Here is a 25,745-nt window from a genome sequence, read left to right as displayed (position 1 = left end):
TTCCGGGGTATCAGGACATGGGGCTCTCACGAGGGGGACGGAGTCGGATCATGGACTGGCTGAAAAGGCTTCCGGTCGTCGGGCCGTGGGCGGCCCGGCTGATGCTCACGCACGCGTGGCGGTCGTACGAGCGCCTGGACCGGGTGCACTGGACGCGGCTGGCCGCCGCGATGACGTTCACCAGCTTCGTCGCGCTGTTCCCGCTGCTCACCGTGGCCGCCTCGATCGGCGCCGCCACACTCGGCCAGGAACAGCGGGACACCCTCCAGGACAGGATCGCCGACCAGGTGCCCGGCATCTCCGACCAGCTGAACATCGGGGGCCTGGTGGAGAACGCCGGCACCGTCGGGCTCATCGCCGGCGCCGCGCTGCTGTTCACCGGCATCAGCTGGGCCGGCTCCACGCGCGAATGCCTCCGCGCGGTGTGGGAGCTGCCCGACGAGGAGGAGAACCCCGTCCTGCGCAAGGGCAAGGACCTGGGCGTCCTCGGCGGCCTCGGCGGCGCGGTCCTGATCACCCTGGTCGCCTCCACCGTCGCCTCCGCGATGGTCGGCCGGATCAGCGACGCCATCGGGCTCGAGAAGGGCGGCTGGGGCGGGATCGTCCTGCACGTCGCGGCGTTCGCCGTCGCCGTCGGCGCCGACTTCCTGCTCCTGCTGTACGTCCTCACCCTGCTGCCCGGCGTCGAACCCGCCCGGCACCGTCTGATCGTCGCCGCGTTCACCGGCGCGGTCGGCTTCGAACTGCTGAAACTGCTGCTCAGCGGCTATATGCAGGGCGTGGCCACGAAGAGCATGTACGGCGCGTTCGGCGTCCCGGTGGCCTTGCTGCTGTGGATCAACTTCACCTCGAAACTGGTCCTGTTCTGCGCCGCCTGGACGGCGACGCGGAGCAAAGAGGACGAGGTGCCCGGACTCACGGACGCGAGCGGCGGCGCACCAGGTCCGGCAGCGGCCAGCGCCGGTTGACCAGGAAGGCGCCGCCCGCGAGCAGCACGACCACTCCGCCGGCGATGCCCAGCGCGACCCCGATGCCGTCGGTGCCGCCGCCCGCCGCGGCACTCGCCACCGGCTTCGCACCGGCCGCGACGGCACCGTCCCCGGTGCCCCCGGCCTCACCCGGGGAGGCGGACGAGCCCGGCTGGGGGCCGGCCTGCGTCGCGCTCTTCGGCCGCACCAGCTCACCCACCGGCTCGACCTTGCCGGCCGCCTTGAAGCCCCAGTCGAGGAGCCTCGCGGTCTCCTTGTAGACCCCGTTGCTCACGTTCTTCCGCGGGTTCATCACGGTGACCAGCAGCACCTTGCCGTCCCGCTCGGCGACACCGGTGAAGGTGGCACCGGCGTTGGTGGTGTTGCCGTTCTTCACACCGGCTATGCCCTGGTAGACCGGCACGTCGGTGTCGCCGGCCAGCAGCCGGTTGGTGTTCTGGATCTCGAAGGACCCGCGGACCTTCTTGCCCTTCTTGTTCTTCTTCGTCTCACCGGGGAACTGCGCCCTGACCGTCGAGGAGTACTCCCGGAAGTCCTTCTTCTGCAGCCCGGAACGGGCGATCAGCGTCAGGTCGTACGCGGAGGAGACCTGCTTCGGGGCGTCGTACCCGTCGGGGCTGACCACGTACGTGTCGAGCGCCTGGAGCTCCGCGGCGTGCGCGTTCATCTCCTCGACGGTGTCGTCGACACCGCCGTTCATCGCCGACAGCACGTGCACGGCGTCGTTGCCGGACATCAGGAAGACGCCACGCCACAGGTCCTCGACCGTGTACGTCTCGCCCTCCTTCACCCCGACCATGCTGGAGCCCGCACCGACCCCGGCCAGGTCGGAGACCTCCACCTTGTGCTCCGTCGTCTTCGGCCACTTCGGCAGCAGCGTGTCGGCGAACAGCATCTTCAGCGTGCTCGCCGGAGCCAGCCGCCAGTGCGCGTTGTGGGCGGCGAGCACGTCGCCGGTCTCGGCGTCGGCGACGATCCAGGAGCGGGCCGACAGCTCCTTCGGCAGCACCGGCACCCCGCTCGCGAGGTTGACCTGCGTCCCCGGCTGCCCCAGCCGGACGCCGCCCACCGTGGACGTCTTCGCCGGGGGCGTGGCCGACGGACTCGTCGACGGCTTCGGGGCCGCGAGCGCGACGGGCGCGGTCAGCGCGGCGGACAACAGGACGGCGGAGGCGACCAGCAGCGATCGCCGGACGGTGTTCTCGGGTGCGGGCACGACCGGAAACGTACATGCCATACCTGACGAAGTCCCGGGCAGGTCCCCACCCCGGGCAAGGATCCGGACACCGCCCGGCGATACTGGACGGACGCCGTGCTCTTCCGGGGGACAACCCCCGGACCCCCGGCCGACCGAGGGTGCCCGGCGCCGTGAGGAAAGGTCTCTTCTGGTGAAGCTCAGCCGCCCCGTTTCCTGGTTCCTGCTCGCCTTCGGGGTGTGGAGCTGGGTCATTTGGGTCACTTTCGTCAAGAACCTGGTCAAGGACAGCAGCGGACTCGCGTTCGAGGACGGGCACCCGACGGCGTACTTCTTCGTTCATCTGACGCTCGCCGTCGTCTCCTTCGTACTGGGGACGGTCATCGGGGGCATCGGGTTGCGCGGACTGCGCGCACTGAGCCGGACGTCACGCACGTCCTGACCGGGAACAGGGGAACTCCGCCTCGTGGCCATCGTTTTCGTACTTATCGCGCTACTGGTCGTGGCCGTCCTGGTGACGGGCAACTGGTACGTGTGGCGGCGTCTGTTCCGGGACACCACGAAGGGCCCGGGCGCGGTGCGCCGCGCGGGCGCCGTGGTGATCGTCGGCGGCTGGGCGCTGACCGTCGGGGCCTTCGTCGCCGGGCGCGGCGGGGCCCCCTTCTGGCTCAAGCAGGTCCTGGCCTGGCCCGGCTACCTGTGGCTGGCCCTGGCCCTGTACCTGCTGCTGGCGGTGCTCGCGGGCGAGCTGGTGCGCCCGGTGCTGCGGCGGATCCTGGAACGGCGGGCGAGGACGTCCCGGGCGTCGGCGCCCGTACCGGCGCGGCCGGAGCCGATAGCGGCGGGGCGGGGCGCGGGGCGCGGCCCGAACGGTGCGGCGGGTGCCGGCACGCCCGTGGACGGCCCGGCGGCCGACAGCGCCGCGTCCGGCCCGCAGGACTCACAGGACCCGCAGGACTCACAGGACCCGCAGGACTCACAGGGAGCGTCCGTCGGCCCCTCCCGGCGTCTGTTCGTCTCCCGTGTCGTCGGCGGAGCCGCCGCCGCGGCGGCTGTGGGGACCGTCGGCTACGGGACGTACGGCGTGCTGCGCGGGCCGCGCGTGAAGCGGGTCACCGTGCCGCTCGCCAAGCTTCCCCGCGCGGCGCACGGTTACCGCATCGCGGTGGTCAGCGACATCCACCTCGGGCCGGTGCTCGGGCGGGGCTTCGCGCAGACGGTCGTCGACACGATCAACTCGACCCAGCCGGACCTGATCGCGGTCGTCGGTGACCTGGTGGACGGGAGCGTGAAGGACCTCGGTCCGGCAGCTGCTCCGCTGGCGCAGCTGAGGGCACGTCACGGCTCGTTCTTCGTCACCGGAAACCACGAGTACTTCTCCGGTGCCGAGCAGTGGGTCGAGGAGGTGCAAAGGCTCGGGATGAACCCGTTGGAGAACGCCCGCACGGAGCTGCCGCACTTCGATCTGGCGGGGGTCAACGACGTGGCCGGCGAGGACGAGGGCCAGGGCCCGGACTACGCGAAGGCGCTCGGTGACCGGGACCGGGCGCGGGCGTGTGTCCTCCTCGCCCACCAGCCGGTGCAGATCCACGACGCCGTCGACCACGGTGTCGACCTCCAGCTCTCCGGCCACACCCACGGCGGTCAGCTCTTCCCCGGCAACCTGGTCGCCGGCCTCGCCAATCCCACCCTCGCGGGCCTCGACCGCTACGGCGACACCCAGCTCTACGTCAGCCGGGGCGCGGGGGCGTGGGGGCCGCCCACGCGGGTGGGCGCGCCGTCGGACATCACGGTGATCGAGCTGGCGTCGAGACAGGCCTGAAGGCCGCGCCACGGGCCCTCGGCCACCGTTCCCGGAGGGCGGGCACGGCGCTCGTCCTGATCGATCTGCAGCGGTGGACCGTCGACATGCCGTGGCGGCCGGCCGGCGGCGGCACGGTCGTCGAGGCGTGCGGAAGACCGCGCGACCACTTCACGGGTGGCCGGCGCCTCGACGGTCGTCCTGGTCCGGTGCGTACGCGCCGACGGGGCGGACGGCGGTCCGGACGCCGCCCCCGACCGGCTGGTCCCCGGCGTACGCCTCGCACCGGCGACCATCTGGTGACCAAGCACGGTCTCGACGCCTTCGAGGGCACCGGGCTGGACGACGTACTGCGCCGTGAGCAGGTCACCGAGATCGTGGTCGCCGGTCTTTCCACCGCGCACGGCGTCGCCTCGACGGCCGCGACGGCGTTGCGCCCGGGCTACGGCGTCGTCGTCGCCGAGGACGCCACCTCGGGCGTCGACGAGGCGCAGCACCGCGAGGCCCTCGACCGGCTGACCGCGCTCGGCGCGCGGACCGCCCGGGTCGCCGACCGCACGGCCGCCGGGGAGTGACCCGGCCTCATGCCGTGCGGCCCGACGAGGCGGGTGCCCGCGTCGGCTCCGGGGCGGTCGTCGTCCCGTCGTCCGGCGGGCACACTCCCGGCCGGGCCGGCAGCGCCACGGTCACCGCCAGCCCCTCGCCCGGCGCCGTCCGCACCGACACCTCACCCCCGTGCGCCCGCACCACACCCTGCACGATCGCCATGCCGAGACCGCTCCCCGTACCCCCGCCGGCGCGGAAGAAGCGGTCGAAGACGCGCGCCGCGTCCTCCGCCGAGAGCCCCGGCCCGTCGTCCGCCACGGACAGCCGCACCACCCCGTCCGCGCGGACCACCCCGAGCCGTACCGCGACGTCCGCCGGAGTGTGCGTACGCACATTGCCCAGCAGGTTCCCCAGGACCTGCCGCAGCCCCGCCTCGTCCGCGCGCACCAGCACCGAGCCGTTTGCGTCCACGGTCACCGACCGCTCCGGCTGCTGCACCCGCAGGTCCTCCGCCGCGTCCCGCACCAGCCGGCACACGTCCACGTTCCGCAGCCGCAGTTCGGGACGCTGGTCAAGACGGGCCAGCACCAGCAGCTCGTCGACCAGCCGCCCCATGCGGTCGGACTCCGCCAGCATCCGGTCCCAGGCCCGCCTGCGCTCCGTCGGCTCGCGCAGCATCCCCCGGTCGTACAGCTGGAGGTAGCCGCGTATCGCGGCCAGCGGCGTGCGCAGCTCGTGCGAGGCGTCGGCGACGAACCGCCGCAGCTGGGCCGCGCTGCGCTCGCGCGTGCGGTACGCCGACTCGACCTGCTGGAGCATCGAGTTGAGGGCGAGCCGCAGCTGCTCCACCTCGAGGATCGGGTCCCGGCTGGAGGGCACCCGCCGGGTCAGATCGCCCTCCGCGATCGCCGACGAGGTCTCCACCATGTCCTCCAGCGGCCGCATCCGCCGCCGCACGCTGAACATGGTCAGGCAGGCCAGCAGCAGCAACAGCAGCGTCCCGATGGCCAGGTCGAGCTTGACCGCCTTGGCGATGCCGTCGTGCACCGCCGCGGTGGAGCCGGCGATCAGGACGTACGTGCCGTCCGCGAGCCGGGTGGCGGTGACACGGTAGGTGGTGCCGCGCACGGTGACGTCGTGCGGTTCCGGGTCCTGGACCAGGGTGCGCACGTCGTCCACCGCGTCGGCCAGGTCGCGCTGCGCGTCGGTCGGTTCGAAGCCGAGGACGCCGACGGGTTCGCCCCGGGTGTTCACGGCGGCGAAGATCGAGTCCGGGTCGCCCTCCCGGTTCCAGTCCGGATCCACCCGGTCGCGGAAGAAGCTCAGCACGCTCAGCGAGTCGATCTGCCGCAGCGTCAGCTCCGTACCGCCCAGCGAGTCCCGGGTCCGGGTCACCTCCGTGTCGATCTGGTCCAGCAGGTAGTAGCGCATGCCCATCACGCTCACCACGGTGGCCGCCACGATGCCGAGGGCCAGCAGCACCACGTTCGCCAGGGTCAGCTGCCCGCGCAGCGAGTGGATGCCCCGCCCACGGCCCGGTTTCCGGATCGGGAGCATCACGTCAGGCCGTACCCGACGCCGCGCCGGGTGGTGATCATCGGCGGGCCCAGGGTGTCGAGTTTGCGCCGCAGATAGCTGATGTAGGTCTCGACGACGGTCGACTCGGCCGGTGTGTGCTCGTACTGCCAGACGTGGCGCAGCAGTTGCTCCTTCGGCACGATCCGGCCGCCGTTGCGCACCAGGAAGCGCAGCAGCGCGTACTCGGTGGGGGTGAGCTCGACCGAGCGGCCCGCGCGGCGCACCGAGTACGTCGTCTCGTCCAGCTCCAGGTCGCCGTGGCGCAGCGGTGCCCGCTGCGGGAGGACGTCGGCGGGGCGGGTGCGGCGCAGTACGGCGGTGATCCGGGCGACGACCTCGTCGATGTTGAACGGCTTGGTGATGTAGTCGTCGCCGAAGCCGAGCGCGCCGACGACCTCGGCGGGCGCGTCCCGCGCGGTGAGGAACACCAGCGCCAGCTCGGGCCGCCGGGACCGCAGTTCACGGCCGAGAGCACGGCCGTCGCCGTCCGGCAGCATCACGTCGAGGAGGGCGCAGTCGATGGGGGTTCCCCCGCGCGAGCGTGTTCGAGCGTGGGGGAGGGTGTGCTCGGTCAGCGCGAGCGCCTCGCGGACCGTGCCCGCGGTCATGACCTCGAAGCGGTGGTAGCGCAGGGCGATGGCGAGGACGTCCGCGATGCTCTCCTCGTCCTCCACGACCAGCACGGTGCCGGGAGCTGTCGTCATGCCCCCAGTATCGGCGGAACCGCCCTCCCCCGTACCGGTGTTCGCTTTGGAGTTCCTTGAGAGTCCCGCGCGAGCCGTATCCCCGCGCGGGTGCCGCCGTCGATCCTGCTGCCCAGGACCTGGGGGACCGACCGAGCGACGAAGGAGCTTGAAGTGGCGGCATTGGCACGCTGGTGCTATCGGCATCGGCTGGTGGTCCTGTTGCTGTGGGTGGGGGCGCTGTTCGGACTGGGGGTTTCGGCGAGCGGCGCGGGCACGAACTACGCGGAGGTCTTCTCGCTGCCGGACACGGACTCGAAGCGGGCGATCGACCTGATGCAGAGGGCGTTCCCGGAACGCGCCGGTGACACCGACACCGTGGTGTGGAAGGTCGACGAGGGCTCCGTGCGGGACGACTCCGTACGGTCCCGGATCGAGCCGGCGCTGGCGGAGATCGGTCGGATGAAGGGTGTCGGCGACGTCACCGGCCCCTACAGCGAGCAGGGCGCGGCGCAGATCAGCCGGGACGGGCGGACCGCCTACGCGCAGGTCACGTTCGCCGAGCAGGCGGACGCCGTGCCGAAGGAACTGGTCCAGGACGTCGTCGACACGGCGCAGGACGCCGCGCGCGACGGGCTCCGGTTGGAGCTGGGCGGGCAGGCCATCACGCGCGTCCAGGAGCCGCCGACGGGCACGGCCGAACTGGTCGGCATCCTGGCCGCCGCGGTCGTGCTGTTCGTGGCCTTCGGGTCGCTCTTCGCGATGCTGCTGCCGATCGTGGTCGCCGTCTTCGGTGTCGGCACCGGCATGTTCGGCACCCAGCTGCTCAGCCATGTCACCAACGTTCCCGAACTCGCCACGCTGCTCTCCACGCTGATCGGTCTCGGCGTCGGCATCGACTACGCCCTGTTCATCGTCACCCGGCACCGGCGCGGCATCCTGCGCGGCGCCGACCCGGAGGAGGCGGCGGTCACCGCCCTCAACACCTCCGGCCGGGCGGTGCTGTTCGCGGGCGGCACGGTGTGCATCGCGCTCGCCGGGATGCTGGTGACGAACCTGCGGTTCCTGGACGGCGTGGTCATCGGCACCACGCTCACCGTCGTCCTGAGCGTGCTCGCCGCCGTCACCCTGCTGCCCGCGCTGCTCGGCCTGCTCGGCCACCGGGTGCTCAGCCGCCGCCAGCGCCGCAGGCTCGCGGCCAAGGGCCCTCGGACCGAGTCGGTGAGCGGTCTCGCCGCGCGCTGGTCCGCCGGCGTCCAGCGCCGCCCGCGGTCCGTGGCCCTCCTGGCCGTGGTCCTGATGGCGGCGCTCGCGGTCCCGCTGCTGTCGCTGCGCCTCGGCACCGTGGACCAGGGCAACGACGACGCCTCCATGACCACCAGGAAGGCCTACGACCTGCTCGCCGAGGGCTTCGGGCCCGGCTTCAACGGACCGCTCCAGGTGGTCGTGGACGGTGAGGCGCCCGACGGCCTGGTGACGAGCCTGGAGGAGACCGAGGGCGTCGCCCAGGTCGCCGCCGTGCCGCCCGCGAACGGCGTCACCGTCATCCAGGTGGTCCCCACCACCTCCCCGCAGGCCGAGGAGACGGACCGGCTCATCGACACCCTGCGCGACGACGTCATCCCGGAGGCGGACGTCGAGGCCCATGTCGGCGGGGTGACCGCGGTGTCCAAGGACTTCGCGACGGTGACCGGCGAGCGGCTGCCGCTGTTCATCGGCACGATCATCGGCCTCGGCTTCCTGCTCCTGCTGCTCGCGTTCCGTTCCCTGGTGGTGCCGCTGACGGCCGCCGTGATGAACCTGCTCGCGGCGGCGGCCTCCTTCGGCGTCCTGGTGGCGATCTTCCAGTGGGGTCACGGCCTGGACCTGCTCGGCCTCGGCAAGGAGGGCCCCATCGCGTCCTTCCTGCCGATCATCATGCTGTCGCTGCTGTTCGGGCTCTCCATGGACTACCAGGTGTTCCTGGTGAGCCGGATGCACGAGGAGTGGGTGCACACCCGGGACAACGCCCGCGCGGTGCGCGTCGGCCTCGCGGAGACCAGCCGCGTCATCAACTCCGCGGCCCTGATCATGGTCTGCGTCTTCCTCGCCTTCGTGCTCAGCGGCGACTACGGTGCCGCCATGGCGGGTGTGGGGCTGGCCGCCGCGGTCGCCCTGGACGCGTTCATCCTGCGTACGGCACTGGTGCCGGCCGTGATGCACCTGCTCGGGAAGTCCAACTGGTGGCTGCCGGCCGGTCTGGAGAAGCGGCTGCCGCATCTGGCGGTGGAGCCGAAGGAGGACGCCCTGCCCGGGCCCGCCGAGGTCCCGGACCCGCCCGGTCCCTCCTCGGTGGTCCACGGCTTCGTCCGCACGGCCGACGGGGGACCGGTGGAGGGCGCCGCCGTCACCCTGCTGACCTCGGGCGGCCGTCAGCTGGACCGCGTGGTCTCCCTCGCCGACGGGGCGTACATCGTCTCCGTACCGGCCCCGGGCACCTATCTGCTCGCGGCCACGGCGGCTCTCCACGGCTCCCGCGCGACGCACGTCACCGTGACGGACGGTCCGCTGGTGCACGACGTGGAGCTCGTGCCCGGTGAGGTGGACGCCGTCAAGTGACGGTGCCGGGGCGCCCGTCGGCGGCGGGCGCCCCCTTCTCCTTCTTCGCCGGGTCGGGAAGCGCCTTCGTCATCCCGGGCAGGAACTCCGTGAACAGTTCGTGCACCTCGCGCACCAGCGGCCGCAGCACCCGGAAGCGGGCCAGGGCGATGCCCCGCGCGGTGATCCGGGCGCCGCGCTCGGCGAGCCGGTAGCTGCGCTCGCGGCCCTCGGTGCGGTCGAAGATCCAGTACAGGACGAGCCCCATCTGGGACAGCCACATCAACTCGGGCAGGATGTCCCGCAGCTCCTCCGGCACCTTGCTCTTCGTCCCGGCGAGCACCGCGCGGTGGACGCTGATCGCCTCCAGGCGCGCGTGCTCCGACTCGGGGGAGAAGGGGCTGAGCGGGCTGTCCGGGTCGGCGGCGTTCTTGAAGAACTGCACCGCGAACTCGTGGTACGGCGTGGCGATGTCCAGCCACGCCTTCAGCACGCCCGCGAGCCGGGCCTCCAGGTCGGTCTCCCGGGCCAGGACCTCCCGGACGGCCACCTGGTGCTCGGCGGCGATCCGGTCGTAGAAGCCCTGGATCAGGTGTTCCTTGCCCTCGAAGTAGTAGTACGCGTTGCCGACGGAGACCCCCGCCTCCTTGGCGATGGCCCGCATGGTCGTCTTGTCGTACCCGCGCTCCTGGAAGAGCCGCATGGCGGTCTCGAGGATCAGGGCGCGGGTCTGCTCGGACTTGCTGAGGGTGGCGCCGTCGTCGGGGCCGTCGTTCTTCGCGGGCACGGAAGGAGCCTAACGCCAGGGAAGGGCTGCCCTACGGGGCGGCGCAGGCGCCCGCGGCGCAGTTCGGCGGGGTGTGGCGCCAGCCGTCGCGCGGATCGTACGTCCAGCCGTCACCCCGGTGGTACACGCCTCCGCCCCACCCGGACACCGCCCCGCGCCACTTGGCGGCGGCCAGCACCGCGCCCTTGGCGAGCCGGGCGCCGACCGGGGTGCTCAGCCGGTGGGCCAGCGGCCGGTGCTCCCGCAGCGCCCACAGGGTGACGATCCAGGCGGCGGCGCCCCGGTAGACCTGCCCGGCGTCACCCACGACGGTGATCTCCTCCAGGGTGGGCCCGTGATCGAGGCCGGGGAACCGGGCCCGTGCCGCCTGTGACCCCGCCGGGACCAGTTCCAGGGGCACCAGCTGCGGCTGGCGCACCAGCCAGTCCCGTACGAAGGCGCACAGGGAGCACTCGGCGTCGTACAGCACGGTGAGCCGGCGGACCGGGACGCGCGCGGCGCCCCGGTCCTCGCGTGTGGCCGTCACGCCGCTCACGCCCCGGCCTGAGGGGCCGCCCAGCCCTGCGGCGGCACCGGCGGGACCTGCTCCCGCTCCATCACCCCGCGCCGCCGGATCCTGTTGAGCACGTACACGTTGCCCAGGTGCATCACGCCCAGCACCAGCAGCACCACGCCGAGCTTGGTCGACAGGGCCTCGAAGACGCCGCGGGTGTCGGTGATCGTGTCGTCGTCGCTCAGGTACAGCGCGACGAACCCGAGGTTGACGAGGTAGAAGCCGACCACCAGGAGGTGGTTGACGGCGTCGGCGAGCTTCTCGTTGCCGTGCAGCACGTCGGCGAGGAAGACCCGCCCGTTGCTGCTGAGCGTGCGGGCCACCCAGACGGTCAGTCCGATGCTGACGACGAGGTAGATGACGTAGGCGATGACCGTGCGGTCCATGTCCCCCAGCCCTTCTTGAACGCGTTCAAAACGCTGACAGGGGAGACTCTAGACCCTTCTTTTGAACGTGTTCAACTCGATGGCGGAGTGGGGTGCGTCACGGATCGGCCGCGCCCGGTGTGCGGCTCAGTCGGCCTTGCGGGGCTGCCCGGCGTCGAGGATCTCGGCCACGTCCAGGGTGACCTTGGCACCGATGGAGTCGGGGAGGGTGACCGACTGGCCGGGGGAGTGGAAGCGGTGGGTGGCGTACTCGCTCTCGACCGGATCGGTCAGGACGTGGAGGCGCTGGTGTGTGCGGTCGACGACGACGTAGACGGGGACCTTGGCCTCGGCGTAGGCGGCGACCTTGGTCTTCAGGTCGGTCTTCCAGTTGCTGGACGTCACTTCGAGGACCAGACGGAAGCAGACCGGGTCGTAGGAACCGTTCTCGACGTACCGGTCGCGGTAGTCGGCATCCACTACAGCCAGGTCGGGGATGGCGTAGTCCTCGGCGCCCGCTGGAAGCCACAGTCCGGCTCCCTGTAGTACCCGTGTCTCCGAACCGTGCAACCCTGCCGTCAGGAAGGGGATGCTCAGGCTGGTGAGGGCGTCGGCGTGCGGGCCGTCCGGTGGCGGGGTCACGAGGATCTGGCCTCCGATGATCTCGACGCGGTAGCCCGGAAGACGGTCCATGACGCGGTTCGCCTCAGCGATCAGCGGACGCTCGTCGTGGGACCGCTCGTAGTGGGGCCGCTCGACGGATGCTGCGGACATCGCGTGCCTCCTGGGGGCTGGTGTCGAGACCATCATCGTAGGGCGGAGGACGCCCTCACGTCCGTCTCGGTCGCGTTCACCCGGACGTGTGGCATATGCCAGAGGGCCCCGTCTCCGGCGGAGACGGGGCCCTCACGGACGTACGGCGACGTACCTCAGTAGCGGCGCGTGATCAGCGCGCGCTTCACTTCCGCGATCGCCTTCGTGACCTCGATGCCGCGCGGGCAGGCGTCCGTGCAGTTGAAGGTCGTGCGGCAGCGCCAGACGCCGTCGCGGTCGTTGAGGATCTCCAGGCGCTGCTCACCGGCCTCGTCGCGCGAGTCGAAGATGAAGCGGTGCGCGTTGACGATGGCCGCCGGGCCGAAGTACTGCCCGTCGTTCCAGAACACCGGGCACGAGGACGTGCACGCGGCGCACAGGATGCACTTGGTCGTGTCGTCGAAGCGCTCGCGGTCCTCGGCGGACTGGAGGCGCTCACGCGTCGGCTCGTTGGTGTCCTTCGTGATCAGGAAGGGCATCACGTCCCGGTACGCCTGGAAGAACGGCTCCATGTCCACGACCAGGTCCTTGAGGACCGTCAGGCCCTTGATGGCCTCGACCGTGATCGGCTTCTCGGGGTTGATGTCCTTGATCAGCGTCTTGCACGCCAGGCGGTTCTTGCCGTTGATCCGCATGGCGTCGGAGCCGCAGATGCCGTGGGCGCAGGAACGGCGGAAGGTCAGGGTGCCGTCCAGGTCCCACTTGATCTTGTGCAGTGCGTCGAGGACGCGCTCCTTGGGGTCGATCTCCAGCTGGAAGTCTTCCCAGACCGCCTCGGCCGAGACCTCCGGGTTGAACCGGCGGATCCGCATCGTGACGGTGATGTAGGGGGAGTCGGCGAAACCGGGCCCGGGGGAACCGGCCGCGTCCGCCTTGTCCAGAACAGGGGTAGCCATCAGTACTTACGCTCCATCGGCTGGTAGCGGGTCTGGACGACCGGCTTGTAGTCCAGACGGACGGTCTCGGTGCCGTCGGCGCCGACCTCGCGGTACGCCATCGTGTGGCGCATGAAGTTGACGTCGTCGCGGTTCGGGTAGTCCTCGCGGTAGTGACCGCCGCGGGACTCCTTGCGGGCCAGCGCGGAGACGGCCATGACCTCGGCCAGGTCGAGCAGGTTGCCCAGCTCGACGGCCTCGAGCAGGTCGGTGTTGAACCGCTTGCCCTTGTCCTGGATGGCGACGTTCTTGTAGCGCTCGCGCAGCTCGGCGATCTTCTCGACCGCCGTCTTGATCGTCTGCTCGGTGCGGAACACCATGACGTTGGCGTCCATGGTCTCCTGCAGCTCACGGCGGATGGTGGCCACCCGCTCGTTGCCGGTGGAGGACCGCAGCCGCTCGATCTGCTCGACGACCAGGGACTCCGGGTTCTCCGGCAGCTCGACGAAGTCGGCCTTCTGCGAGTACTCCGCCGCCGCGATACCGGCCCGCTTGCCGAACACGTTGATGTCCAGCAGCGAGTTGGTGCCCAGGCGGTTGGCGCCGTGCACCGACACGCAGGCGACCTCGCCGGCCGCGTACAGGCCCGGGACGACCGTGGTGTTGTCCGCGAGGACCTCGCCCTGGACGTTGGTCGGGATGCCGCCCATCGCGTAGTGGGCGGTGGGCTGGATCGGGATCGGGTCCGTGTAGGGCTCGATGCCGAGGTAGGTCCGCGCGAACTCCGTGATGTCGGGCAGCTTGGCGTCCAGCTGCTCCGGCGGGAGGTGGGTGAGGTCCAGGAAGACGTGGTCGCCCTCGGGACCGCAGCCGCGGCCCTCGCGGATCTCCGTGTAGATGGAGCGCGAGACGACGTCACGGGACGCGAGGTCCTTCATGACCGGCGCGTACTTCTCCATGAAGCGCTCGCCGTCCTTGTTGCGGAGGATGCCGCCCTCACCGCGGGCGCCCTCCGTCAGCAGGATGCCCATGCGCCAGATGCCGGTCGGGTGGAACTGGAAGAACTCCATGTCCTCCAGCGGCAGCCCCCGCCGGTACACGGCCGCCTGGCCGTCACCGGTCAGCGTGTGCGCGTTCGACGTCACCTTGAAGAACTTGCCGGTGCCGCCGGAGGCGTAGATCACGGCCTTCGCCTGGAAGACGTGGATCTCGCCGGTGGCCAGCTCGTACGCGACCACGCCGGCCGACTTCTTGACGCCGTCGACCTCGGTGATCAGCTGGTCCAGGACGTAGAACTCGTTGAAGAACTCCACGCCCTCCTTGACGCAGTTCTGGTACAGCGTCTGAAGGATCATGTGACCGGTGCGGTCGGCCGCGTAGCAGGAGCGGCGGACCGGGGCCTCGCCGTGGTTGCGGCTGTGACCGCCGAAGCGGCGCTGGTCGATGGTGCCGTCCGGGGTCCGGTTGAACGGCAGGCCCATCTTCTCCAGGTCGAGGACCGAGTCGATGGCCTCCTTCGCCAGGATCTCGGCGGCGTCCTGGTCGACCAGGTAGTCACCGCCCTTGACCGTGTCGAAGGTGTGCCACTCCCAGTTGTCCTCCTCCACGTTGGCCAGCGCGGCGGCCATGCCGCCCTGCGCGGCGCCCGTGTGGGAGCGGGTGGGGTAGAGCTTCGTCAGGACGGCCGTGCGGCTGCGCTTCGTCGACTCGATGGCCGCGCGCATGCCCGCGCCGCCGGCGCCGACGATGACGGTGTCGTACTTGTGGATCTTCATATCTCTCGCAGCCCCGTGCCTAGCGGATGTTCGGGTCGAAGGTGAAGATCACCAGCGTGCCCAGCAGGATGGTGAACACCGTGGCGGTGTAGAGCAGGCCCTTGAGCCACAGCCGGGTGTTCGGCCGCTCCGCGTAGTCGTTGATGACCGTGCGCAGGCCGTTGGCGCCGTGCAGCATCGCCAGCCACAGCATCAGCAGGTCCCAGACCTGCCAGAACGGCGAGGCCCAGCGGCCGGCCACGAAGGCGAAGCCGATCTTGGAGACGCCGCCGTCGAGGACCAGCTGGATCAGCAGGTGGCCGATGACGAGGACGACCAGGACGACGCCGGACAGGCGCATGAACAGCCAGGCGGCCATCTCGAAGTTGCCGCGCGTGCTCTTCGGGCTCTTCTTGGTCCGCTTGCGCGGGGGCTCGATGACCGGCGCGGGGTTGTCGACGGAGTAGAGCGAGGCGCCCTCGACGGGGCCGATGCCCGAGGCGGTGGTGTCAGTCGTGGACATGGGTGTCAGCTCCCGAACAGTTCACGAGCGGCGTGGCCGAGCACGGGGTAGATCGCCCCGATCATCAGCACGAGCCACAGGGCGACGACGGTCCAGAGCATCTGCTTCTGGTAGCGGGCGCCCTTGACCCAGAAGTCGACGGCGATGACACGCAGGCCGTTGAGCGCGTGGAACAGGATGGCGGCGACGAGGCCGTACTCCAGCAGCGCGACGATCGGCGTCTTGTACGTGGCCACGACGGTGTCGTAGGCCTCGGGGGACACTCGCACGAGGGCGGTGTCCAGCACGTGAACGAACAGGAAGAAGAAGATGAGGACGCCGGTGACTCGATGAGCCACCCAGGACCACATTCCTTCCCGGCCGCGGTACAGCGTTCCAGCCGGCACGGAAGTTTCCTCCGGGAGCGGGGTTCGGGGCCGCGCCGGCTTTCCTTGTCGGTCGGGCCCGGCCGGGTACGGTCCACCGGCCCCCAGCATGTTAGCGACGGTTGCCCGCGGCGCTTGCAGGGGGCCTGCCGGTGTGATCAAACTGGCACGCTTACGGGCTATCGCGGCGGCATCCGGGGTGGAGTGTCCGGTTGTGCACCGGGTGCGGCGCCGTCGTGGCCGGTCGCGCCCACGCGGCGGAGCCGCGGATCGTCACGGTCCCGCGCCCCCAGCATGCCGAGCAGCCGCTCCCTGGCCAGGCGCCGGAGCTGCTCGGCCGCCACGACTCGCTCGTCTTCCGGATCGTTCGCCAATCGTGACCGGATGTCCTCCAGGATCCGGTCCAGGGCCTCCTCCTCGGGGACGCCGTCCAGGCAGATGACGAACACGTGGCCGAACCTGGCCTCGTACGCCGTGTGGGCCGCGTTCAGGGCCGTGTGGGCGGCGGAGTAGGTGCCGTCGGGGAGGGCGGGGAGGGATTCCGCCGCCAGGGCCTCCGTCAGTTCCTCGGGGGAGAGGTCGTACGTCGCCTCGTCGGAGGCCGCCAGGAGGGACGGCGGGTCGGGGTAGGGGCGGTGGCCGGAGAGGCGCAGGGCCCAGCGCGGGCTGCGCAGGCAGGCCAGGAGGGCGCGCTCGGCGTCCTCGGCGGGAGCGGTGTTGAACCGCTCGAGCGCGGACGGGGCGCCGGGCGCGCCGCGGGACTGTCCGGGTATGGCGACTCGGCCGGGGAGGTCTGGGAGACGGTGCGCAGGCAGCGTGGTTCCTCGTGGGCGTCGCGTGTGTGTCGGTGGAAGATGCTGTGAGAGTTGTGACGTCACGTTATCGAGTGAGTCCGAGACGTGTCCGATCGGTACCCCGAATTCACCCGGACGGCAGAGTTTGAGAACGGCTCGCCGACGCCCTTCACCCGTTCGGGTCGTACGTTGGCTGGGTGAGTCAGCACGGACAGCACGAACAGCACGGGCAGCACAGGCGCCGCGCGGCGGCGGAGACGGTGCGGCGGCGACGGGTGCTGGTCGTGGCCGTCGCCGCGGGCGCGCTGATGGCCGCGTCCGGCGTGGGTCTCGGCCTCTGGGCGACCTCGGACGGCGACGGCGCGTCCGCGGGCTCGGCGGCGGCTTCCTCCGCGGAGAGCCCCGGCGGTTCCGGCGAGGCGGCCGGGACGAGGGGGGAGAGCCCGAGTCCGAGCCGCACCTACCCGCTCTCCGAGGCGCCGCGCACCATACCCGCCGTACGCGACCACACCGCGGAGCGCGGCCCCGGCTGGCGCCCCGCGCGGGGCCACCGGGTGGTCGTGGACGATCCCGCGCTGGCCGACGAGGGGCGCCTGATAGCCGGCGAGCTGGGACTGGCGTACGCGGGGGAGAAGGGCGACCGGCGGGCCGGGGACCTGCGGCTGGAGCTGAACCGGGACGCGGACGCGAACCCCGAGTCGTACACGATGACCGTGCGGGACGGGCGGGTGACCGTCAGCGCTCCCGGTGAGGCGGGCGCGTTCTACGGGACCCGCACCCTCAAGCAGGAGATCGAGGGGGCCGGCTCCGCCCCCGAGGGCGTGGTGCGCGACGAGCCCGCCAAGCAGCGGCGCGGGCTGATGCTGGACATCGCGCGCAAGCACTACACCGCCGGCTGGATAGAGGACCGGATCCGCGAACTCGGCGACCTGAAGTTCAACGAGATCGGCCTGCACTTCTCCGACGACCAGGGCTTCCGCATCGAGTCCGACTCGCACCCGGAGATCGTGTCCGCGGACCACCTCACCAAGGCACAGGTGAAGAGGATCGTCGACCTCGCGGAGAGCCGGCACCTCACCGTCGTCCCCGAGATCGACTCGCCCGGACACCTCGGCGCGGTCCTCGCCGCCCATCCGGACCTCCAGCTGCGCGACGTGAACGGCGGCGCCGTGCGCGGCGCGATCGACATCTCGAAACCCGGGTCCGCCCGGATCGTCGACGACCTGCTGAACGAGTACGCCGGGCTCTTCCCGGGCGGGCAGTGGCACCTGGGCGGCGACGAGTACCAGGCGCTGGTGGTCTCCGACCCCGAGGCGTCGTTCCCGGGCCTGGCCGCCGCCGCGCGGGAGAAGTACGGCTCCGGCGCGACCGTGGAGGACCTGACCACCGGCTGGCTGGGCGACCGGGCCGCCACGGTCCGCGCCCACGACCGCACGCCCCGCGCCTGGAACGACGGCTTCTTCCGGGACGGGTCGGTCCGGGCCGCGGAGGACATCCAGGTCGCCTACTGGACCGGCAAGGAGATCGGTGCCCGGCAGCCCGCGGAGTACCTGAGCGAGGGCCGCAGGGTCATCAACTACAACGACGAGTTCCTCTACTACGTGCTCGGGGAGCCCCTGACCTTCGTCTACCCGACGGGCGAACGGATCTACGAGCAGTGGACGCCGCTGGTGCTGCGCGGCACCACCGCCGTCCCGGAGCGGTACGACGACCAGATCCTCGGCGGCTCCCTCGCCGTCTGGGGCGACATCCCCCGGGCCCAGACCCAGGACCAGGTCGCGGACGGGATCCGGCTGCCGCTGCGGGCGACCGTGCAGAAACTCTGGGACCCGGACGAACCGGAACTGTCGTGGGCGCGGTTCCGGGACCTGGCGGACGAGCTGGACTGACCGCGCCCCGGGGCGCGGGGCGGATTGCCGCATACGGCTGCGGACCCCCGTACGACTGTGGTGGTGTTCTGGACGGGCCGAAGAACCGACACCGCGGGGGAACGCCGGCACATGGGCTACTGGGGGTATTTCGTCGTGGGCCGCGGGGAGCGGCCGCTCGCCGAACTGGACACGCTGGCCGGTGCGGCCGGGGACATGACGCTGCACACCTCGGCGCCCGGCGGCTGGCAGGTGTGGGAGTACCCGGGCGGCCAGGGCGACATCGGGAACATGAACGACCTGGCCCGGGAGAGCGGCGCGCCCGCGCTGTTCGGATACGTCATGGACAGCGACTGCGTGGTGGTGGAGGCGGCGTCACCGGAGAGCGGGGCGTGGACGACCTGCCTGGCGCGGTCCCGCATGGCCCGTCACCTCGAGGGGCAGCAGGAGGGGCTCACGCTGGAGGACTACTTCCTGGAGCCCTCCGACGCCGCCGAACGGGCCGTCTTCTGGGCCGAGGAGGCGGGACACACCGCCGCCGCCGAGGACCTGGTCGAGGTGCTGACCGCCGACCCCGACCCGATGGCCGAAAACCTCTTCTTCCGCCTCCTCGACCGGCTCGGCGTGGTGCCCCTGTGACACTCCCGGCCCGTCGCACGCAGTAAGGGGAAATGCGGGCTCCGTGAGGGATGGGGCACGTGAGGGCTCCGTCAGGGGTCCGCGAACACCCCTTGAGGAGGCGTGGATGAGTCTGGTGGAACTGATCGCACAGGCCGATGAGCGCGGGCTGGCCGCGAGCGGGCTGGCTTGTTTGGATCGGTGCGTGCCCTTGCTGGGCGGCGACGACGAGGTGCTGCGGCCGCTGTGGGCGAGCCTCGCCGAGGCCGCGCCCGCCGCTGACTGGGCACGGCGCCTCGAGCAGGCCCGCGGCACGCTGGACGCGGCGGCCGGCAGCGCGGACGAGGCCGTGGCGCTCGCGCACCGGATGCTCGCCGGTGTCCCTGCCGAGCGGTCCGCCGCCGGGCTGCGGGAGTGGGCCGACGACTGCTCCGTCGCCGCGCTGCGGATCCACCGGCTGCTGGACGGCGCCGCCGACGACTCCGGCCTCGCCGACGCCCGCCGTGACGGCCGGCCCGACGGCCTGTCACCGCTGCTCGCCGCCGAACTGCGCCGCCAGCTCACGGTCCTGGAACTCCTCGCCGCCCACGGCCCGGCGGGCCTGCGCGGAGCCCTCGAGGTCTCGACGGAGGGGCGCCGGGTCCTGCGTGCCGTGGTGTCCCGCCGCAGCCGCAGGGACATCCGGTGACCCGGGCCGGAGACGCGTCGGCAGTGACGAAACGCTCCGCCGGAGCGCTTACCAGGATGTGACGACTGCGACGACTGTGACCACACAGCAGGAGACCAGGCCCTCGGCCGCGACCAAGCCGGTCCGCTGGGCGGCGGACGCGGTGGCGGCGATGCGCGAGGGGGCACGGCTGCGCCTCGACTACTCGGCGCGCAGTCTGTGGAGCGTGGACCGGATGATCGAGGACATACGCCAGGAGGCGGCCCCGTTCGCCGCCGTGGAACTGGTGCTGCGCGGATTCGGCGCCTACGCCGGTGAGGTGATGGCCCGTCAGACCGGCGGCGAGTGGTGGTCATCCGGCGGCGACCACTGGGTCCGCACCCCCGACGGCCGCCTCTGGGACCCCATCGAGGAGGCCCGCCGCTGCTACGCGGGCGACGGCTCCCTCCGCCTGCTGTGCCGCGACGCGTCGGACGGCGCGCGGACCTGACGCGTGCGACGGCCGGCTCCGGCCGGGCACGGCCGCGTCGGAGACCTGTGCACGGACCTGACGCGTGCGACGGCCGGGGCCCCGCATGGCGCGCGGGACCCCGGCCGTCGTCGTACGGGTGCGGGTTACGGCGTCAGGGTCTGGCCCAGCCGGACGTCCGCCGCCAGGCCGAGGGTGCCCTTGCCGAAGACGTACGAGTCGCCGTAGCCGAGGCCCGAGCCGTTGCTCGGCAGGTACAGGAGCACGCCGTCCGAGGTGTCCTCGCCGTCCGCGCCGACCGTCAGGTCCGCGCGGCCGTAGCCGGACAGGTCCGTCAGGGACACCGCGGAACCGAACCGGTCACCGGACTCCGTGGAGCCGGCGATGCCGGAGGTGTCCTGCGAGAGGCCCACCGCGCCGGAGCCGGTCAGGCCAAAGGAGCCGCCGCGGAACAGGAGCGCCTGACCCGCGTCCTTGCGGTTGCCGCCGCTGCGGGTGAGGTCCTCGCCGGGGGCGCCGGCCAGGACGTCCGCGTAGCCGTCGCGGTCGTGGTCGCCGGCCGAGACCGAGCTGCCCAGCGCGTCCCCGGCCTCGCCGCCGCCGGGTACGCCGGTGGTGTTCTGGTGGATCGTCTTCATACCGGTGGTGGTGAACCCGGAGGACGTGCCCGGCACCATGGTGATCTGCCCGCCGGACATGCTGCCCGACTCGGAGGTGTACGGCTGGCCGATGACGATGTCGTCGTAGCCGTTGCCGTTGAAGTCGCCCGCGGTGACGGAACGTCCGCCCTTGACGGAGATCACGCCCATCTTGGCCAGTCCGGACGCGGAGCCCGCGAAGCGGACCACACGGCCGATGCCGCCGGTGTCGCGGTAGTTGAGGGCGATGTCCGCGTAACCGTCCCGGTTGAAGTCGCCGCTCGCGGCGTCCAGGTAGGAGACGGCACCGGTGGAGCCGGTGAGCGTGCCGTACTCGGTGGCGCCGCCGGTGTGACGGGCGTTCCAGTTGCCGCCCCGGCCGGTGCCGGCCGCGAACACGTCCGCCTTGCCGTCACCGTCGAAGTCGCCGACGGCGACCGTGGTGCCGAGCTTGGCGCCGGTCTGCGTGACACCCGTGGTCGTGTACGAGAAGCCGGTGTTCAGGTCCGGGCCGTACATCACCACGACGCCGCCGCGGTCGGTGTCGCCGTCGGTGTCGTTCTCGCCGGGCACGCCGATCGCGAGGTCCGCGTGGCCGTCGCCGTTGACGTCGCCCCAGGCGGTGGAGGTGCCGAAGCCGTCACCGGACTCGTTGGAGCCGGGGACGCCGGAACTGCTCTGGGTGAACGTCTTCTTCGCGCCGGTGACCGGGCCGTTCACACCGCCCGGGATCACCGTCACGCTGCCGCCGCTCGAGGCCTTCGGGGTGCCCGCGACCAGGTCGGCGAGGCCGTCCCGGTTGTGGTCCGAGGTGGCCAGGGCGTGCGAGATGCCCGGGGTCCTGGCGAGCGCGGCGATGAGCGACAGCTTCGGGTACAGGTTCGCGCCGGGGCAGGCCGTGTAGTTGGTGTCCCGGTGGCCGAGGACCCGCGGCAGGGTGACCGACTCACCCTTGTCGATCTTGTTGCCGCTGACACCGGCCTCCGTGCCGGAGGTCAGCGTGACCTTGCCGGTCGGGTCGATGCCGTACATGCCGAACTTCCAGGCGACGACCCGCGCGATGGAGTCCAGCGCGGCCCGGCTCGGGTGGGCGCTCTCGAAGTTGCCCAGGTACGAGATGCCGAGCGTGTCGGTGTTGAAGCCGACGTCGTGCGCGCCGACCACCGGCAGGTCCATGCCGCCGCTGCGGCCCTCGAAGATCTGCCCGCAGCGGTCGACGACGAAGTTGTAGCCGATGTCGTAGTAGCCGCGCGCGAAGTGCTCCTGCTGGATGGAGCGCATCCGGGCCCGCGAGTCGGCGCAGGACACGCTGTTGTCGCTGTCGACGCCGGTGTGGTGGATGACGGCGGCCTTGATCTCGGTGCCGTAGCTCGGCGTTCCGTCGTAGTCCGTGGACGCGCCCCACTCGGCCTGCGTGATGACCGGCGGCTTCACGACCGTCGACGGGCGGGGCTCGGGGACGGTGGGCGTCGGTTCGGGGGACGCGGTGTCCGTGGCCGTCTCCGAGGGGGTGCCGGTCGGCTCCGCGGACGCCGTGTCCGTGGGCGTGGCCGTCTCCGTGGCGGGCGGCTCCGACGGCGTTTGGGTGGTCTGCGTCTCCGCCGGCCCGGGGGGCTGCGTCTCCGTCGGCTCCGTGGTCACCGGTGCCGTGGTCTCCGCCAGGAACGCGGCCGGCTCCATGGCCGCGACCGTCGGCGCGCCCTCGGGTTCCGTGCCCGGGTCGAGGAGCTTGACGTCCATCCCGGCCGGCTGGCCGCCCGCCTGGGCGCCGTCGGCGTTCACCACGCGCACCTCGACGCCGTCGGAGTCGTCGGTCCACACCGACGCCGTACCGCCGCGGGTCGCCGCCCGCTCGCCCTCCGTGCCGTCGGCCTGGTTCGGCTCGTCCTCCAGCTTCTGCCAGCCGGACCACTCGCCGGTCTCCAGGTCCCGGGTGCGCACCTCGGGCGTGCCCTTGGCGTCCGCCTCCGGGTTGTCCCAGGTCACCAGCACCGCGCTGAAGCGCTCCGTGGTCTGCCGGTCGAGCCCTCGGCGGCCGGCGCCCCGGTTCTCCATCTCCAGTGTGTGGATGCTCGGCTCGCGGGCCTTCTCCCGCGGGTCGGCCGGCGCGGACGACGGACCGGCCACCGCGTACGTGACGACACCCGCGCCGCTGAGCACGACGGCTCCGACGGTCAGCCAGGCCCGCCGTTTCAGGCTGATCGGCTTGTACGCATGGGTCCTGCGAGGACTCAACTAACCCACCCCTAGAGGAAGTACATGGACACCACCTGTCCCACAGGTGGCACTCCTCCAGCGCCGAGCGCGGGCCAAACATCACACGCGGTGTCACCGGACCCGTACATCCCCCGAGGGGCCCTCACGGACGTACGAGAGAACGAAAGGTTGTATGCGTCCTGTGGGTCGTCTGTGTGGTGATCGCCACGTCCGTGACCCGTGATGGTCACGGTCCGACGGCCGCTTGGTTCTCAGGGGGATCCGAACGGGTGTCCCGACAGGCCGGGTTGAGGGGTGGTGCCGCATGGGGGCGGTGGACGGGCGGGTACCGGGTGCGGGACGGATGCGGCCGTGCGCGGCGGCCTTCGTCGCCCGCGCGACCGCCCGCGGCCGGCTTCCGCTGGACTACTCCGTGGCCAGCCTGCGCCTGGTCGACGCCCTGGTCGACGGGCTCCGCAAGGGCGGGGCGGACCGTGAGCGGGCGCACGACACGCTGTTCGGCCTCGGCGCCTACGTCGGAGAGGTGCTCGTGCGCCGTGCGGGCGGGGTGTGGGTGGACCTCGACGAGCGGCAGCGCGCGTACTTCGGCCAGCCGGTCGGGGTCCGGATGCCCGACGGCCGGATCTGGAACCCGGTCGGCAAGGTGCACAACCGGTTCGAGGCGGGCGGCCCGCAGGAATCGCTGCAGACCTTCTACCTGGTGCTGCACGGGCGGGCCCGGCGAGCCGCCTGACCACCGGGCGGAGCGGCATGGGGATTCCCGCCGTGGGCAAGCGCGACGGACGCGGGGAGCGGTCCGGGCGGGGGAGCGGTCCGGGTGGGGGCAAGGGTCCGGATGGGGGCAACGGTCCGGACGGGGAGCGGCGGCCCGGGACGCCGGCCCGCCCGGGGACGGCCCCGCGCCGGCGGCCCGCGGTGGACCCGGACCGCGCCGGCCCGCTCGCATGTGCCGCATGAGGTGTGTGACGAGCTGTGACACTTTCGTGGCGCCGGACGCTGATGACCGTGGGGGTGTGGGCACCGTCGGACGTGCTCACGCCAAGCGATAGCGATGCGCCACGCGCTCGGTACGGACGAGGACAGTTCTTGGGCCACGGAGGGGAACCCCGCCGCGCACAGGCGTACGACGGGGAGCTGGGCGCGGCCGTCGCGCGGGCCCAGAAGGGGGAAGAGGCCGCCTTCGCCGTGGCCTACCGGCTCGTACAGCCCGGCCTGCTCGCCTATGTGCGCGGGCTCGTCGGGGACGACGCCGAGGACGTGATGTCGGACGCCTGGCTGGAGATAGCCCGCGACCTGGGAAGGTTCAAGGGCGACGGGGCCGGGTTCCGGGGCTGGACGGCGACCATAGCCCGGCACCGGGCGCTGGACCATCTGCGCCGGCAGCGGGTGCGGCCCCGGCCGTCGACGCTGGAACAGGACGTCCTGGACCTGCCCGGACCGCAGAGCACCTATGACCAGGCCATGGAGGCCATGTCCACCGAGTACGCCCTCGAACTGGTCGGCGGGCTGCCGCGCGACCAGGCCGAGGCCGTGCTGCTGCGTGTGGTCGTCGGCCTCGACGGCCCCGCCGCCGCCCGTGTCCTCGGCAAGCGGCCGGGCGCGGTACGGACGGCCGCGTACCGGGGTCTGAAGCGTCTGGCGAAGCAGCTCGGCGTCGAGAGTGTGACGGATGAGGCGTCGCGGACGCTGGGTGAGTCGACATGAACGTCGGCCGGGGCGGCGGACACGGCGGGCGGCGCGGCGACGTGCGACCCGGACCGTCCGCACCCGGCGGTCCACGACGGCCCCCGGGGCCGCCGGCTGAACGGGCCGGACATGCGGAACGTATCCGTCGGTCCGGGCGATAACGGCCACGCGTCCGGCCCGCACGTGCGTGGCGGGTCGGACGGGCCGCGTCGGCAGCGTGTATCAGGTGGAACGAGCAGGAACGGGATCGGACATGGGTGAACGGCAGAACGACGGCGGGCCGGCCGGCCGTCGGCGTGTGCACCCTGAGGGCGCGCCGTCCGGGCACATCGGTCCGGATCCCGTCACCGGTGGGCGCCGGATCGTCGACACCGCCGACCTGGAGGCGCTGCTCGCCGCCGCGCTGATCCGGCGCGGCGTGGACGCCGGGGCCGAGCAGCGGGCCGTCGCCGCGTTCCTGGCCGCCCGGGAGGCGGGGGCGCACGGCGCGCGCACCCGGCGCCGGGACGACTGGCGGACCCGGGAGAGCCGGTTCGGCCGCCACTCGCTGAAGGCCACGCTCTCCGTGGTGGTCGCCGGTCTCACCCTGAGCGGGGTCGCGGTCGCCGGCATCGGTGCGACGGGCTCCTCCACGGACGGTCCGGCGCAGGACGGCAGGCGTACCCACACCCCCTCGTCCGGCGCCACCGGTCCGTCCGCCGGAGGCTCCGCGGGCCCGGGCCCGGGCGCCGGCGCCGGCACCGGCCGGCCGGGCCTCCCGGGGGCCGCCCGGGAGACCGAGGCCCACTGCCGCGCCTACGAAAAGGTCCAGGGGCGTGGCAAGGCGCTGGACTCGACGGCCTGGGAGCGGCTGACGGAGGCGGCGGGCGGCGCGGCGAACGTCGACGCCTACTGCGCCGAGCGGCTGGAAGGTGCGGCGGGGGCCGAGGAGCGGCCCGCCGACACCCGGGAGCCGGAGAAGAAGGACGACCATCCGGCAGGCCGGTCCGGAAACGCCCCCTCCGGCGTCCCGAGCGGCAACGCCACGCGCACCGCGGGCGATGGCTCGGGCAGCGGTTCGGGCACCGCGAGCACGGGCGATGGCTCGGGCACTGCGGGCTCGGGCACCGCGGGCACGGGCGATGGCTCGGGCACTACGGGCAGCGGCTCGGACGGCGGCACGGGCGGCGGCACGGGGAAGCCCGAGAACCCGGGCGCCGAGCGCCCGTAGCCGTACTCGTGTGACCCGCGGTCGCCCATTCGCCGCCCGCCCGCCCGTTCGGCGACGGCGGTGACGGCGGCGGTGACGGGTGCCCGCACCCGCCCTCGCCGGATGCACGTGGGCGGCGGATCGCGTGATCCGCCGCCCCCGTCACCACTCCGTCAGAGGTCCGTGCCCTACGGG

25 protein-coding genes are annotated in these 25,745 nt (G+C 72.2%); 12 read left to right on the top strand and 13 right to left on the bottom strand.

What is annotated here, in order from left to right; genetic code table 11:
• Nucleotides 1-50 precede the first annotated feature (50 nt).
• Entirely contained in the window at nucleotides 51-968 is a 918-nt protein-coding gene (locus tag ACFXAE_RS01795; protein WP_384706594.1) for a YihY/virulence factor BrkB family protein, read from the top strand.
• Here the strand turns inward: ACFXAE_RS01795 and ACFXAE_RS01790 are convergent.
• Entirely contained in the window at nucleotides 916-2,205 is a 1,290-nt protein-coding gene (locus ACFXAE_RS01790; protein ID WP_384706592.1) for a D-alanyl-D-alanine carboxypeptidase family protein, read from the bottom strand. The genes ACFXAE_RS01795 and ACFXAE_RS01790 overlap by 53 nt on opposite strands.
• Nucleotides 2,206-2,377: 172 nt before the next feature.
• On the opposite strand from ACFXAE_RS01790, the gene ACFXAE_RS01785 reads away from it, so the two are divergent.
• From ACFXAE_RS01785 to ACFXAE_RS01775, 3 genes are all read left to right on the top strand, one after another.
• On the top strand, nucleotides 2,378-2,626 hold the full coding sequence (locus ACFXAE_RS01785) for an SCO4848 family membrane protein (protein ID WP_030829790.1): 249 nt from the start codon (nucleotides 2,378-2,380) through the stop codon (nucleotides 2,624-2,626).
• 24 nt (nucleotides 2,627-2,650) lie between these two features.
• Entirely contained in the window at nucleotides 2,651-4,006 is a 1,356-nt protein-coding gene (locus ACFXAE_RS01780; protein ID WP_384706590.1) for a metallophosphoesterase, read from the top strand.
• An 86-nt stretch (nucleotides 4,007-4,092) separates the two neighbouring features.
• Nucleotides 4,093-4,560 (top strand): cysteine hydrolase family protein, encoded by a 468-nt coding sequence (locus ACFXAE_RS01775; protein WP_384706588.1) that lies wholly within the window; start codon nucleotides 4,093-4,095, stop codon nucleotides 4,558-4,560.
• Between the two features lie 7 nt (nucleotides 4,561-4,567).
• Here ACFXAE_RS01775 and ACFXAE_RS01770 read toward each other — a convergent pair whose 3' ends face one another.
• Nucleotides 4,568-6,088, bottom strand: a complete 1,521-nt coding sequence (locus ACFXAE_RS01770; protein ID WP_384706586.1) for a sensor histidine kinase — start codon at nucleotides 6,086-6,088, stop codon at nucleotides 4,568-4,570.
• Nucleotides 6,088-6,813, bottom strand: a complete 726-nt coding sequence (locus ACFXAE_RS01765) for a response regulator transcription factor (protein WP_384706584.1) — start codon at nucleotides 6,811-6,813, stop codon at nucleotides 6,088-6,090. Before ACFXAE_RS01765 ends, ACFXAE_RS01770 begins: the two co-directional genes overlap by 1 nt.
• Nucleotides 6,814-6,975: 162 nt before the next feature.
• Between ACFXAE_RS01765 and ACFXAE_RS01760 the strand changes: the two genes are divergently transcribed.
• Entirely contained in the window at nucleotides 6,976-9,390 is a 2,415-nt protein-coding gene (locus tag ACFXAE_RS01760) for an MMPL family transporter (protein WP_384706879.1), read from the top strand.
• On the opposite strand, the gene ACFXAE_RS01755 is transcribed toward ACFXAE_RS01760, so the two are convergent.
• The 9 genes from ACFXAE_RS01755 to ACFXAE_RS01715 all read right to left on the bottom strand — a co-directional run bounded on the left by ACFXAE_RS01755 (nucleotide 9,383) and on the right by ACFXAE_RS01715 (nucleotide 16,219).
• Nucleotides 9,383-10,156 carry a TetR/AcrR family transcriptional regulator gene (locus tag ACFXAE_RS01755; RefSeq protein WP_384706582.1) on the bottom strand — a complete coding sequence of 258 codons (774 nt, stop codon included), beginning with the start codon at nucleotides 10,154-10,156 and terminating at the stop codon, nucleotides 9,383-9,385. The genes ACFXAE_RS01760 and ACFXAE_RS01755 overlap by 8 nt on opposite strands.
• Nucleotides 10,157-10,187: 31 nt before the next feature.
• Entirely contained in the window at nucleotides 10,188-10,682 is a 495-nt protein-coding gene (locus ACFXAE_RS01750) for a thiol-disulfide oxidoreductase DCC family protein (RefSeq protein WP_384706580.1), read from the bottom strand.
• Nucleotides 10,683-10,687: 5 nt separating this feature from the next.
• Nucleotides 10,688-11,095, bottom strand: coding sequence for a hypothetical protein (locus tag ACFXAE_RS01745; RefSeq protein ID WP_384706578.1), 408 nt, complete (start codon nucleotides 11,093-11,095; stop codon nucleotides 10,688-10,690).
• Between the two features lie 126 nt (nucleotides 11,096-11,221).
• Entirely contained in the window at nucleotides 11,222-11,848 is a 627-nt protein-coding gene (locus ACFXAE_RS01740) for a Uma2 family endonuclease (protein ID WP_384706576.1), read from the bottom strand.
• Nucleotides 11,849-12,003: 155 nt separating this feature from the next.
• Nucleotides 12,004-12,783, bottom strand: coding sequence for a succinate dehydrogenase iron-sulfur subunit (locus ACFXAE_RS01735; RefSeq protein WP_384706574.1), 780 nt, complete (start codon nucleotides 12,781-12,783; stop codon nucleotides 12,004-12,006).
• Nucleotides 12,783-14,537 (bottom strand): succinate dehydrogenase flavoprotein subunit, encoded by a 1,755-nt coding sequence (gene sdhA / locus ACFXAE_RS01730; protein WP_384706572.1) that lies wholly within the window; start codon nucleotides 14,535-14,537, stop codon nucleotides 12,783-12,785. Before sdhA ends, ACFXAE_RS01735 begins: the two co-directional genes overlap by 1 nt.
• 19 nt (nucleotides 14,538-14,556) lie before the next feature.
• The gene (locus ACFXAE_RS01725; RefSeq protein WP_217128035.1) at nucleotides 14,557-15,039 is read right to left on the bottom strand and encodes a succinate dehydrogenase hydrophobic membrane anchor subunit; all 483 of its coding nucleotides are present in this window, start codon (nucleotides 15,037-15,039) and stop codon (nucleotides 14,557-14,559) included.
• Between the two features lie 5 nt (nucleotides 15,040-15,044).
• Entirely contained in the window at nucleotides 15,045-15,425 is a 381-nt protein-coding gene (gene sdhC / locus ACFXAE_RS01720; protein WP_078903214.1) for a succinate dehydrogenase, cytochrome b556 subunit, read from the bottom strand.
• Between the two features lie 158 nt (nucleotides 15,426-15,583).
• Nucleotides 15,584-16,219: a 2-oxo-4-hydroxy-4-carboxy-5-ureidoimidazoline decarboxylase gene (locus ACFXAE_RS01715; protein ID WP_384706877.1), complete on the bottom strand. Its 636-nt coding sequence runs from the start codon at nucleotides 16,217-16,219 to the stop codon at nucleotides 15,584-15,586.
• Between the two features lie 287 nt (nucleotides 16,220-16,506).
• On the opposite strand from ACFXAE_RS01715, the gene ACFXAE_RS01710 reads away from it, so the two are divergent.
• The 4 genes from ACFXAE_RS01710 (at nucleotide 16,507) to ACFXAE_RS01695 (ending at nucleotide 19,841) form a co-directional block, all read left to right on the top strand.
• Entirely contained in the window at nucleotides 16,507-18,087 is a 1,581-nt protein-coding gene (locus ACFXAE_RS01710) for a glycoside hydrolase family 20 protein (protein WP_384706875.1), read from the top strand.
• A 111-nt stretch (nucleotides 18,088-18,198) separates the two neighbouring features.
• Nucleotides 18,199-18,705, top strand: a complete 507-nt coding sequence (locus ACFXAE_RS01705) for a hypothetical protein (protein WP_384706570.1) — start codon at nucleotides 18,199-18,201, stop codon at nucleotides 18,703-18,705.
• 106 nt (nucleotides 18,706-18,811) lie between these two features.
• Nucleotides 18,812-19,372, top strand: coding sequence for a hypothetical protein (locus ACFXAE_RS01700; RefSeq protein WP_384706568.1), 561 nt, complete (start codon nucleotides 18,812-18,814; stop codon nucleotides 19,370-19,372).
• Between the two features lie 76 nt (nucleotides 19,373-19,448).
• Nucleotides 19,449-19,841 carry a hypothetical protein gene (locus ACFXAE_RS01695; protein WP_384706566.1) on the top strand — a complete coding sequence of 131 codons (393 nt, stop codon included), beginning with the start codon at nucleotides 19,449-19,451 and terminating at the stop codon, nucleotides 19,839-19,841.
• Nucleotides 19,842-19,966: 125 nt separating this feature from the next.
• Here ACFXAE_RS01695 and ACFXAE_RS01690 read toward each other — a convergent pair whose 3' ends face one another.
• The gene (locus tag ACFXAE_RS01690; protein WP_384706564.1) at nucleotides 19,967-22,693 is read right to left on the bottom strand and encodes an FG-GAP-like repeat-containing protein; all 2,727 of its coding nucleotides are present in this window, start codon (nucleotides 22,691-22,693) and stop codon (nucleotides 19,967-19,969) included.
• Between the two features lie 286 nt (nucleotides 22,694-22,979).
• On the opposite strand from ACFXAE_RS01690, the gene ACFXAE_RS01685 reads away from it, so the two are divergent.
• From ACFXAE_RS01685 to ACFXAE_RS01675, 3 genes are all read left to right on the top strand, one after another.
• Complete coding sequence (locus ACFXAE_RS01685) at nucleotides 22,980-23,408, top strand: hypothetical protein (protein ID WP_384706562.1); 429 nt, start codon at nucleotides 22,980-22,982, stop codon at nucleotides 23,406-23,408.
• Between the two features lie 353 nt (nucleotides 23,409-23,761).
• A complete protein-coding gene (locus ACFXAE_RS01680) occupies nucleotides 23,762-24,379 on the top strand; it encodes an RNA polymerase sigma factor (protein ID WP_384706560.1) in 618 nt (205 codons plus the stop codon).
• Between the two features lie 235 nt (nucleotides 24,380-24,614).
• Nucleotides 24,615-25,571: a hypothetical protein gene (locus ACFXAE_RS01675; protein WP_384706558.1), complete on the top strand. Its 957-nt coding sequence runs from the start codon at nucleotides 24,615-24,617 to the stop codon at nucleotides 25,569-25,571.
• Nucleotides 25,572-25,745: the final 174 nt, after the last annotated feature.

Origin of the sequence: Streptomyces sp. NPDC059454 (assembly GCF_042749965.1) — a bacterium.
Taxonomy (GTDB): domain Bacteria; phylum Actinomycetota; class Actinomycetes; order Streptomycetales; family Streptomycetaceae; genus Streptomyces.
This window is presented reverse-complemented; position numbering and strand designations above follow the sequence as displayed.